This window comes from Treponema endosymbiont of Eucomonympha sp. (genome assembly GCF_001028545.1).
The window spans coordinates 1-9,521 of sequence record NZ_BBPW01000040.1 but is presented as its reverse complement, the minus strand read 5'-3'; the positions used below and the strand labels follow the sequence as shown (position 1 = coordinate 9,521).

At 53.4% G+C, this 9,521-nt stretch carries 16 protein-coding genes; 12 read left to right on the top strand and 4 right to left on the bottom strand.

Going from position 1 to position 9,521, the window contains the following annotated elements; all coding sequences use genetic code 11:
* A partial coding sequence (locus tag AWU74_RS03190) for a DJ-1 family glyoxalase III (protein ID WP_062327511.1) occupies nucleotides 1-568 on the top strand: 568 nt, incomplete at its 5' end.
* Nucleotides 569-768: 200 nt separating this feature from the next.
* Here the strand turns inward: AWU74_RS03190 and AWU74_RS03185 are convergent.
* The 3 genes from AWU74_RS03185 to AWU74_RS10115 all read right to left on the bottom strand — a co-directional run bounded on the left by AWU74_RS03185 (nucleotide 769) and on the right by AWU74_RS10115 (nucleotide 2,048).
* Nucleotides 769-1,314 (bottom strand): flavodoxin family protein, encoded by a 546-nt coding sequence (locus AWU74_RS03185; RefSeq protein WP_062327507.1) that lies wholly within the window; start codon nucleotides 1,312-1,314, stop codon nucleotides 769-771.
* Between the two features lie 276 nt (nucleotides 1,315-1,590).
* Nucleotides 1,591-1,827 carry a hypothetical protein gene (locus AWU74_RS11500; protein WP_162481622.1) on the bottom strand — a complete coding sequence of 79 codons (237 nt, stop codon included), beginning with the start codon at nucleotides 1,825-1,827 and terminating at the stop codon, nucleotides 1,591-1,593.
* Nucleotides 1,828-1,841: 14 nt separating this feature from the next.
* Entirely contained in the window at nucleotides 1,842-2,048 is a 207-nt protein-coding gene (locus AWU74_RS10115) for a transposase (protein WP_162481623.1), read from the bottom strand.
* Nucleotides 2,049-2,470: 422 nt separating this feature from the next.
* On the opposite strand from AWU74_RS10115, the gene infC reads away from it, so the two are divergent.
* From infC to AWU74_RS12600, 8 genes are all read left to right on the top strand, one after another.
* Nucleotides 2,471-3,013 (top strand): translation initiation factor IF-3, encoded by a 543-nt coding sequence (gene infC, locus AWU74_RS03180; RefSeq protein WP_062327504.1) that lies wholly within the window; start codon nucleotides 2,471-2,473, stop codon nucleotides 3,011-3,013.
* The gene (gene rpmI, locus AWU74_RS03175; RefSeq protein WP_059370277.1) at nucleotides 3,006-3,206 is read left to right on the top strand and encodes a 50S ribosomal protein L35; all 201 of its coding nucleotides are present in this window, start codon (nucleotides 3,006-3,008) and stop codon (nucleotides 3,204-3,206) included. The genes infC and rpmI overlap by 8 nt, the downstream gene beginning before the upstream one ends.
* A gap of 23 nt (nucleotides 3,207-3,229) precedes the next feature.
* Nucleotides 3,230-3,598, top strand: coding sequence for a 50S ribosomal protein L20 (gene rplT, locus AWU74_RS03170; protein ID WP_062327501.1), 369 nt, complete (start codon nucleotides 3,230-3,232; stop codon nucleotides 3,596-3,598).
* On the top strand, nucleotides 3,595-4,056 hold the full coding sequence (locus AWU74_RS03165) for a hypothetical protein (RefSeq protein ID WP_062327498.1): 462 nt from the start codon (nucleotides 3,595-3,597) through the stop codon (nucleotides 4,054-4,056). Before rplT ends, AWU74_RS03165 begins: the two co-directional genes overlap by 4 nt.
* A gap of 2 nt (nucleotides 4,057-4,058) precedes the next feature.
* Nucleotides 4,059-4,379 carry a cell division protein ZapA gene (gene zapA / locus AWU74_RS03160; protein WP_062327495.1) on the top strand — a complete coding sequence of 107 codons (321 nt, stop codon included), beginning with the start codon at nucleotides 4,059-4,061 and terminating at the stop codon, nucleotides 4,377-4,379.
* Nucleotides 4,380-4,410: 31 nt separating this feature from the next.
* Nucleotides 4,411-4,866, top strand: coding sequence for a DUF188 domain-containing protein (locus AWU74_RS03155; RefSeq protein ID WP_062327493.1), 456 nt, complete (start codon nucleotides 4,411-4,413; stop codon nucleotides 4,864-4,866).
* A 45-nt stretch (nucleotides 4,867-4,911) separates the two neighbouring features.
* Complete coding sequence (locus tag AWU74_RS03150) at nucleotides 4,912-5,340, top strand: U32 family peptidase (protein WP_162504729.1); 429 nt, start codon at nucleotides 4,912-4,914, stop codon at nucleotides 5,338-5,340.
* Between the two features lie 247 nt (nucleotides 5,341-5,587).
* The gene (locus AWU74_RS12600) at nucleotides 5,588-5,869 is read left to right on the top strand and encodes a hypothetical protein (RefSeq protein ID WP_162504728.1); all 282 of its coding nucleotides are present in this window, start codon (nucleotides 5,588-5,590) and stop codon (nucleotides 5,867-5,869) included.
* A 954-nt stretch (nucleotides 5,870-6,823) separates the two neighbouring features.
* Here the strand turns inward: AWU74_RS12600 and AWU74_RS03145 are convergent.
* Nucleotides 6,824-7,627 (bottom strand): transporter substrate-binding domain-containing protein, encoded by an 804-nt coding sequence (locus AWU74_RS03145; RefSeq protein WP_187150811.1) that lies wholly within the window; start codon nucleotides 7,625-7,627, stop codon nucleotides 6,824-6,826.
* 155 nt (nucleotides 7,628-7,782) lie between these two features.
* Between AWU74_RS03145 and AWU74_RS03140 the strand changes: the two genes are divergently transcribed.
* From AWU74_RS03140 to AWU74_RS10105, 3 genes are all read left to right on the top strand, one after another.
* Nucleotides 7,783-8,238 (top strand): peptidase U32 family protein, encoded by a 456-nt coding sequence (locus AWU74_RS03140; protein WP_062327485.1) that lies wholly within the window; start codon nucleotides 7,783-7,785, stop codon nucleotides 8,236-8,238.
* Nucleotides 8,239-8,375: 137 nt separating this feature from the next.
* Nucleotides 8,376-8,642 (top strand): transposase, encoded by a 267-nt coding sequence (locus AWU74_RS13330; RefSeq protein WP_062327483.1) that lies wholly within the window; start codon nucleotides 8,376-8,378, stop codon nucleotides 8,640-8,642.
* 48 nt (nucleotides 8,643-8,690) lie between these two features.
* Complete coding sequence (locus AWU74_RS10105) at nucleotides 8,691-9,011, top strand: hypothetical protein (protein ID WP_162502397.1); 321 nt, start codon at nucleotides 8,691-8,693, stop codon at nucleotides 9,009-9,011.
* Nucleotides 9,012-9,521: the final 510 nt, after the last annotated feature.

Genomic DNA, 9,521 nt, shown 5'->3' with positions numbered 1-9,521 from the left:
AGGGTGCGAGGAAATCGAAGCGGTTACGCTGGTGGATTATCTGCGCCGCGCCGGTGCCGACGTGATAAGCGCGTCGTGTTCGGACAGCCTTGCGCTTATCGGTTCGCACGGCATAAAGCTGTGCGCCGACACTACTGCCACCAGAGCGCTCAAAGAAACGGGCGCGTTTGACGCAGTGGTTGTGCCCGGCGGAATGCCCGGAGCCGCGAATATCGCCGCTTGTCCCGAAGCGGTCAGCATTATAGAAAAAACGCGGGACGCAGGCGGCATTACGGCGGCAATCTGTGCGGCACCGGTAGTCGTGTTTGCCAAACTCGGACTGCTCGCTGGAAAGACGTATACCTGCTATCCCGGAATGGAACGTGAGTTCCCCAAATGGGCGGGGGTGGACTGGGAAAAACGCACAGCGCACAGCGTCAAAAAAGAAGCCGCCTGCTGGCAGGACGGGAATCTCGTAACCAGCGAAGCGCCCGGCGCAGCGGAAACGTTTGCTTTGTTGCTGGTAGAGTTACTGTGCGGGCGAGAAGCGGCGGCGGCTATCCGCAAAGCGTCTTGCCTGCGGGCGTGAGGCAACGCCACGCCCGCGGTGTTATAGCGCGGTATTGCAAAGTCTATTCTCGCCGGAGTTTTGGAATCTGCTTTCCACCCGCGGGCAGTCTCCTGGCAAACCACTTTCCCTATAATGGCATCGAGACAAAAAGAGCAGGGCTTCCGCCCTGCTCTTTTTATGCCCTGTGTCCGTACCGCACCCCGCGCATTGCCGTATGCCTACAGGCTGCGCCCCAGCGTTTTTGCTCTTTCAAGCCCGTCGGTGCGCTGTATGTCGCCGCGCTCATTCACGCCGGGCACTATCACTATCCCCCGGTCTTTCCACCCCTGATACTTCACTATCAGGTTATACGTCTTCAGCAGTCCGTCAAAGTCCGCCATATCGTCTGTTCCGGCGCATACGAGCAGCGCGGTTTCGACTATCTTCAGCGGCCGCTTGCCGACATAGAACGAATACAACTTGTCTATGACGGCTTTTACCTGCGCGGGGAACGAGAACCAATAGAGCGGCGTGCACAGTGCGAGGACGTCCGCGTTTTCCAGCGCGGGGACGATTTCGTCGAAGTCGTCCTTCGCCGAGCACGCGCGCCCCGTACTGAAGCACGTATTGCAGCCGGTGCAGCCCGCTATCGTTTTGCGCGCGGATTCAAACACCGTAACTTCGTGCCCTGCCTCTCGCGCACCCTCGGTAAACGCGTTGACTAGCAACTCGCTGTTGCCGCCCTTCCGCGCGCTGCCGGTTATGACCACAATGCTCTTTTTCATATAGACCTCCTGTCGAGTGTGGGGTATTTATATCATACCGCCGCCGCTTTTGCCAACAGGCGCCCTGCAAAGGATGAAGCGAACAGACGGCAGGCTCGTTGACGCAAGGCGCTGCCGATACCCAGGAGCGGCGCGTCCCGCACCCGTCTGGCAGAATCCCTCTGCACCATAATGCAGGGACTCCCTGTGCTACAGTGCAGAGACTCTCTCACTTATGCGTTAGAGGGACAGTTCCGGCTGTGCGTGCACACTCCAGCATAAACTCCCGCGAGCGCTCTACAAGTATTTGCGAGTCCCGCATACTCTGTTATATGCCCCGCATGACAGGTTGAACTTCATAAACGCCGCGTCGCCTACCGATATTGCGTGTATCTTTGTGCTCCAGCTGCTTCGGCTATGTTTTCCAGCCGGAGCTTGGCGGAAACCTGCTCCCATACGCCACTTTTGCCCAGCGGCTGAACCGCACATAAATAGTGTGTCACTTGTCGGTATCCCGTATTCGTCAACTACCAAGTGTAATTTGCTGTTCAGCCTCCTTTTGCGTGGCTAATGTCCTCACCTGCCGCCATGCGCCCCGCGTGTGCTTTGATACAGGTCGAACTTATCGATACGAATATCCCGGCAGGCTCGCCTATTGCGGCGTCCGCTGTCCCGTCGGCGGCAAACCGCTTGTGCATGCTGCTCCGGTTCCCGAATTTTGGCGGCATATCTCTCCACGGCGTACTTGTGCGCACCTGCCGCGCTATCGCGTTAGTGAAATGAACGGTTGCTTTTCGCTATTCCTACGCCTCTTCGTTTATATCGTGATGGTGGACGCCTTCTTTTCTTTTCATGCTCCTCTTTTACCTTTTTTAGTTCACGCCTCCTAGCTGCTTTAGGGTGCCCGTCTGCCGAGCACGAAGCTACCGGAAGGGTTAACCGGAGCTTTTCACTTGCGAGCCCGTCGGGAAGGTTCTTTTTATAAGCGGGACTCGCTTTCGCTGTTCTCCGCATTCAAAAAGTTTATTTGCTATATCACGCCTGTTTTATTCATTTGGAAAAACGAAAATATTTGTCTTGACAATACAATTTGCCTACTAGACATATCGCGGTTATTTTTGATAAAGTATATACTTAGTACAATGCCTTTTTGAAGGCGATAATTTAAGGAGTATCGTTGGCGGATAACAGAGATTTGCGAATCAACGGACAGATTCGCGTGCGGGAAGTCCGGTTAATTGACGATGAAGGCAACGCGGGGGGAATCTTATCCACTCAGGAGGCGTTCAACATAGCCCGCGAGCGACAGCTTGACTTGGTGGAAGTGGCGCCGCAAGCAAAGCCTCCGGTATGCAAGATACTTGATTACGGCAAGTATTGTTTTGATTTAGAAAAAAAACAGCGGGAGTCCAAAAAGAAACAAAAGCAGTCGAAATTAAAAGAAATCAGGATGCAGCCGAAAATTAGCGCGGGCGATATTGATTTCAAGGCGAAACACACGAAAGAATTTTTGGATGAAGGTAACAAGGTAAAAGTTACGATTCGATTTCGCGGACGCGAGCTTGCGCACACCGAATTAGGGCTAGACATTCTTAAGAAAGTTCTGACACGCATTGAAGGCGAATATGTTGTTGAAAAACAGCCAGTAATGGAAGGTAAGTTTATGTCTATGATGCTGAGTCCGAAGTCGAAAAAACAAGCAGGGGTACAAAATGCCTAAGATGAAGACAAAACGCTCTGCCGCAAAGCGATTTAGTTTAACTGGTAGCGGAAAAGTGAAGTACAAAAAAATGAACCTTCGTCACATCCTAACGAAAAAAACTACGAAACGGAAAAGACATCTTCGCGGCACAGGAATTTTGAGCAAGGCAGATACCGCGAAAATCCAAAAGCAGATGTTGCCATACGGATAAGAGGATTTTTTAAGGAGAAATGAATGCCAAGAGCGATTGACGGCACAAAACGAAAAAACCGCCGCATCAAGATTTTAAAACTGGCAAAAGGGTTTACCGGACGGCGTGGAACAAACTATAAGGCAGCAAAAGAGGCGGTAACCCACGCATTGGTTCATGCATATGTGAGTAGGCGCGATCGAAAAGGGGATATGCGTTCATTATGGATTATACGCATTAACGCAGCGGTACGGGCGAAAGGATTGACCTATTCGCGATTTGTCGAGGGGCTTACAAAAGCTGGCATAGCAATAAACCGAAAGGCGTTATCAAATATGGCGATAGAGGACGCTACAGCGTTTAAAGCAGTTGTTGACGTCGCAAAAAAATACATATACGGAGGTATAATATGATTACGTTGAATCAGATTCAGCTTCTTGACCAGAAAGTTGAATTAGCGGTAACCAAAATCAGTGCTCTTGTGGAAGAAAACAAAAAACTTCAAACGGACTGCGAGTGCCTCAATGCCGAAAAAGAAGTATTGCACCGTAAAATCGCAGAATACCAAGACAACCAAACGCAAATTGAGCAAAGTCTGCTTCATGCGCTTGAGCGACTTGAAACGATTGGGTGTGCTGAAACGGATTTAACGCAAGGATTCGGCGCTATTCAGTCACTGGGAGGTTCAGAAATTCTGGCAGAATCTACGGGCGAATTGTCGGTAAATACACCGCAGGAATATCAGTCGGCGGAACATTCCGCTGAATTATTTGCGACGACAGAGCATATGCAAGAATATTCGGATACGCCGTCAAACACGGAAAGCATAGCGCGTCAGCCCATTCCAGAAACTCAGTTTGATATATTCTGAACATGGGTGTTTTGCGAATTGATGTCCTTGGCGCCCTTTTCTCTGTCGAAGCGAGGGAAGATAGTCAGCATTTGGAGTTTTTGCTCGATAACTATAAAAAAATGGTACACCTCGTTGAAAGCAGTTCCGGAGTAGCGATAACTGATTCATTGCAGGTCGCCATTCTATCGGGCATTATGCTATGCGATGAATTGTATAAAGAAAAGAAGCTGGCGCAAATCGCAAAACAGATCCCTCTCACCGAAGATTTAATTGAATCCGAGCGTTTGACGCTCAGGATGATAGAAAAGATTGACCGGGCGTTGCTTGACAATTTGGATTGACGCAGATTCTTGCCCGATACCGGTCCGTCAGATGGTTGAACGGTTTGCGAATCGGCTGTATATCCCGCTTAAGTTTGTCGCAAACCGCCTCATTCCGATTCCTCCAAACAACCTATTCACGATGATTGTTACTGGCAAACACGAAGGTAGTGCGGACGAGTATATCGTTGCACACGTCACGGAAAACGATATTGCCGTTACGCGCGATATTCAGCTTGCCGCACGGCTCGTTGAAAAACGCATCACCGTGTTGAACGATCGCGGCATTGAGTATTCAAGCGAAAACGTCCGGGAGCGGGTTTCCCTCCGCAATTTTCACCTGCACCTGTTTGAAACAGGCGTCATTTCCGAAAAAACGCATGCGTATTCCTGCAAGGATTTAATGCTTTTTGCCAATAACCTTGACCGAGCGCTCCAAAAGTGCCGTACCGCCGAACGCTACAGAAACGAGGCTCAGAAAACCGAAACGCAGACAGTGTCGGTTTGACGGATGAACTGCTTGTCTCTCGCCGGTTCCCCGAAAAACTTCGGTATGTCTATAGCTACGGTGCAGACGCCGCATATAATTGGAATCGGCGACTTCTCGCTCCGCGTCAAAGCGACATTTCCCGGCAGGAAGCTCTACTGTGCGCTCAATATCAGCTTTCACCACCGCGATTTGGTGCGGCTCCGGGAACATATCGCCCTGTTCGGGCAGTATTCGCTCGACGTGTTCATCATACAGGACTTGGGCTTGCTCGATCTGCTCGGCGAGTACTTCCCGCACACGAGCACGCAGGCGAAGTGCACCGACAGATTCGGCTTTTTCCGCATAGTGATGGGACGCAAAGCTCGCCGTTTCCTTCATCGCCGCCATTCATGTCAGGTATTTGTTCTTCTGCTTTCCAGCCCACGCTACCTAGACAGCCCTCTGTTTACCCTATCGAGCGTCTCTGTCCCGCGCGTTACCCCTACGGGGTAACGCGCGAGTTCCTTCAAGGAACTCGGCATAGGGGTTTGCGCCCTTCGGTAAGACCGCTCGGCAGGCAAGTGGGTGGAAACTTCAACGAAACCTTTTGATAAACTCGGTAGGTGCTTACCCGTATTACGGCATATTGGCTTTCGCCCCTCGTCAGGGCAGGCGCGTTCCCCGCAAACCTTGACTGCACGCCGCCAGCCTCTGATACGCCTGTATCGTTGTTACCTCTGTTAAGCCCTTATCGCCGTCTTTGATATGGGCGTATGAGCGCGGCGCGGCTTTACCTTACGCCGCGAGTTTGCTCCGCAAACTCGGTAGCAACGCCTACGGGCGTTGCGGCAGTTTCTTTGAAGGAACTCGGCATAGGGGCTTGCGCCTTTCGGCAAGTCCGCTCGGCAGGCAACTGGGCGGAAACTTCAACGAAATCTTCTTGATAAACTCGGTAGGTGCTTATTCGCCCTATGGCTTCCGCCCCTCGGTTGGCTTTCACGGCAGGCAACTGTGCCGAACCTACCGACATATCGCTCGGTAGCCGCAGTAGCCGCTTATCCGTACTACGGCTTATAGCCGCGCCCTTTCAGCCTATCGCTCGAAAGGCAACTATACAGAAAACGCCGCAAAGCCCGCTCGGCAGGCAACTGGGTGGAAGCTTCAACGAAGCCTTCTTGATAAACACGGTAGGTGCATATCCGTACTACGGCTCATAGCCGCGCCCCTTCAGCATATCGCTCGGCAGGCAACTGGACGCTGCCCGTCGCCCCTCGGCAAGCTTTCTTGATAAACACAGTAGCCGCTTATCCGTACTACGGCTCATAGCCGCGCCCCTTCAGCATATCGCTCGATAGGCAACTATGCGGAAAACGCCGCAAAGTCCGCTCGGCAGGCACTGGGTGGAAACTTCAACAAAACCTTCTTGATAAACTCGGCAGGTGCTTATCCGCCCTATGGCTTCCGCCCGCCTCTTGGTAGGCTCGTATAGCGCATATACTATAGAAGACAAATGCGATAAAGCCGGTTGGTGCGCATGAAGCGTTCGGCTTACGCCGAACGTCCGAGTTTCTTGAGGAAACTCGGCATATAGGGCGGGCGGGTGAAGGGCATAGAAGCTTTCGCCCCTCGGTTGGCTTTCACGGCAGACAACTGTGCCGAACCCGCTGGCATATCGCTTGGCAGACACGGTAGGTTTTTACCCGTACTACGGCATATTGGCTTTCGCCCCTCGGCAAGCTTTCTTGATAAACACAGTAGCCGCTTATCCGTATTGCGGCTCTATGACGCCGACCGACACTGCTGCTTGCAGGGGTCGACTTCTATTCCTAGTGTGTACCTCACACTAGAGCAGTGTCGGTCTCTCGTCCGCCCGTATCGCCGCCTCTGTTAAGCCCTTAACGCCGTCTCTGATACGGGCGCATGAGCGCGGCGCGTCTTTGCCTTTATGCCGAGTTCTTTGAAAGAACTCGGTCGTTCGGCTACCGCCGAACGACCTTCACTTGGCGGTAAAGTCGCCGCCCAGCCACTCAAGGGAAAGTCTCTTTATCGTGCCGTCGTCCTTCAGCTCTTTCAGAGCCGCGTCGAGGGTGTCCCGCAGTTCCGCGCCCGTCCGCTTGTTGAACAGGTAGTACGTGTCCGAGTTGTACACTGCCGGCTGCACAGCGCGGAGGTGCGCATCGTATTCTCTGTTGAAGCCTTCAAGCTCGCGAATCATTATCACCGTCGCGTCCGCCCTGCCCGACGCGATAGCTTCGCACATAAGGGCGAAGGTCGACTCGAAGATGATTTTGAACGGGCGCCCGTGCTCCTCGTTCCACTTGTTCGTCACGTAATAGTCATTTGACGCCGTGCTTGTCAGTACGACCGTTTTGCCCTTCAGGTCGGCGAACGAGTTTATGCTGAAGTCGTCCTCGCGCACGCCCAAATGAAGGGGATATGTGGTATAGCCGACCGCGCTGTACAGGTACTTTTGCGCGCGCTCGGGGTTGTATTCAAACTGGAACGCCGCGACGTCGACTTTGCCCGCCTCCAGCGACAGGAGGATATTGGGAAAATCCAGCACTCGATACCTGAACGTGAACTCCGGGTGCCGCGCGTCGATTTCGTCCAGCACCGCCTTCTCGAAGCCGGTCAGCTTGTTGTTTTCGTCAAAATACCACTCCGGGCGGAAGTCCGACCCTGCCCCGACGATGATTTCCTTCGGCTTCACCTTGCCGGTCTTGGCGTTCCCCGCCGCGCTTGCCGACAATGCCGCCGCGAATGCCAGCGCCGCCGCGATGATTCTCTGTGCCGCTTTCATATCATAGCCTCCTGCCCCAAAATATTGCGCCATTATGCGCCGCTTTCGCCGCCGGTCAAGGTACCGCCCGCGCCGGGCTTTGTGAAGCGCGCACGTCAGAGGTTGTGAAGTGCGCATTTCAGGAGTCCTGAAGTGCGCGTGTCAGGAGTCCTGAAGTGGGCACTTCAGAGGTCGTGAAGTGCGCATTTCAGTCTTTGAAACCTGCCGTGTTTCAAACGCGGCGCGTTAAAGCAGCGTTTCCCGGCAGAAAGCTCTACTGCGCGCTCAACATAAGCTTTCACCACCGCGATTTGGCGCGGCTCCGGGAACATATCGCCCTGTTCGGGCAGTATCCGCTCGACGCATTCATCATACAGGACTTGGGCTTGCTCGACCTGCTCGGCGAACGCTTCTCGCACACGCCGCTGCACCTGAGCACGCAGGCGAACTGCATAAACCGCGAGGCGGCAAAGCTGTACCGCAGACTCGGTTTTTCCCGCATCGTGCTGGGGCGCGAAGCCTCGCTCGCCGAAATCCGCGAAATCAAGGACGTTCATATCCGAATTGGAACTGGAAGTCTTTGTATACGGCGTTGCCTAGGCAGTGTGGACTGGATAAGGGGAAAGAGGTAAAATAGGAGCATGAAAAGAAATGAAGGCATTCACCAGCACGATATAAGCGACGAGGCGCGGGAACGGATAAAAGACCTGTTACCCGGGCAGGCAGGGAAACACGAGGAAGTGGCAAAAACAGCCGTTTGTTTATCAACATGGCAGCGTGGCAGACGCGCACGGGCGCTCCGTGGAGGGATATACCGCCCGAATTCGGGAACCGGAGCAGCATGCATAAGCGGTTTTGCCGCCGGCGGGACAAGGGAATATGGAAAACGCTGGCGGACGCCGCAATAGGCGAGCCTGCCGGGGATATCCGTATGATAGATTCGACATATATCAAGGCACATGCGGGGCGTGCGTCCGCAGTTAGGGCATTAGTCACACAAAAGAGGGCTAAACAGCAAATTATATTTGGCAGTTGACGAGTATGGGATACCGGTAAGCGGCACTGCCGTCAAGCTCCTTTCCTTATGGATGGTTTGAAGGCGGAAGCATTCTTTGCGGACAAGGCGTATGACACGAACGAACTGCTCGACATGCTTAAGGAAGCGGATATTGCAGCAGTTATCCTTCGGTTAAAAGCCGGAAAGAGCAGAGAGCGTACAGCCATGAACTGTATCGGGCACGGCACATCATTGAAAACGTCTTCCGCGCCCTCAAGCACTGGCGGGGAATCGCTGCGCAAAGCTTGCCGCTTTCTTTATTGCCGCCATTCATGTCAGGTGTTTGTTTCTCTGCCTTCCAGTCCACACTGCCTAGTAGCCGTCTCTGTCCCGCGCGTTACTCCGTAGGGGTTTCCGTCCTTCGGTAAGTTCGCTCGGTAGGCAACTGGGTGGAAACTTCAACGAAACCTTCTTGATAAACTCGGTAGGTGCTTACCCGTATTACGGCTATAGGCTTTCGCCCTTCGCCAAGCAGGCGCGTTCCCCGCAAACCTCAGCAGACAACCAGTCGTTTTGGTGGGCATGAAGCGTTCGGCGTAAGCCGAACGTCCGAGTTCCTTCAAGGAACTCGGCATAGGGGGTTGCGCCCTTCGGTAAGTTCGCTCGGTAGGCAACTGGGTGGAAACTTCAACGAAACCTTCTTGATAAACTCGGTAGGTGCATATCCGTACTACCTGTCCGCATATCGCTCGGCAGGCAACTGGACGCTGCCCGCCGCCCTTCGGTAAGCTTTCTTGATAAACTCGATAGGTGCTTACCCGTAATAGGCTTTCGCCCCTCGGTTGGCTTTCACGGCAGGCAACTGTGCCGAAACCGCCGACATATCGCTCGGTAGCCGCAGTAGCCACTTATCCGTAT

Coding starts and splice junctions, on each gene's coding strand:
- AWU74_RS13330 (WP_062327483.1), top strand. CDS start 8,376: ATGGCAGCGTGGCAGACGCGCACGGGCGCTCCGTGGAGGGATATACCG.
- AWU74_RS10105 (WP_162502397.1), top strand. CDS start 8,691: ATGGATGGTTTGAAGGCGGAAGCATTCTTTGCGGACAAGGCGTATGAC.
- AWU74_RS03145 (WP_187150811.1), bottom strand. CDS start 7,627: ATGAAAGCGGCACAGAGAATCATCGCGGCGGCGCTGGCATTCGCGGCG.
- AWU74_RS03155 (WP_062327493.1), top strand. CDS start 4,411: ATGGTTGAACGGTTTGCGAATCGGCTGTATATCCCGCTTAAGTTTGTC.
- AWU74_RS03185 (WP_062327507.1), bottom strand. CDS start 1,314: ATGAAAAAGAGCATTGTGGTCATAACCGGCAGCGCGCGGAAGGGCGGC.
- AWU74_RS03165 (WP_062327498.1), top strand. CDS start 3,595: ATGATTACGTTGAATCAGATTCAGCTTCTTGACCAGAAAGTTGAATTA.
- zapA (WP_062327495.1), top strand. CDS start 4,059: ATGGGTGTTTTGCGAATTGATGTCCTTGGCGCCCTTTTCTCTGTCGAA.
- rpmI (WP_059370277.1), top strand. CDS start 3,006: ATGCCTAAGATGAAGACAAAACGCTCTGCCGCAAAGCGATTTAGTTTA.
- rplT (WP_062327501.1), top strand. CDS start 3,230: ATGCCAAGAGCGATTGACGGCACAAAACGAAAAAACCGCCGCATCAAG.
- AWU74_RS03150 (WP_162504729.1), top strand. CDS start 4,912: ATGTCTATAGCTACGGTGCAGACGCCGCATATAATTGGAATCGGCGAC.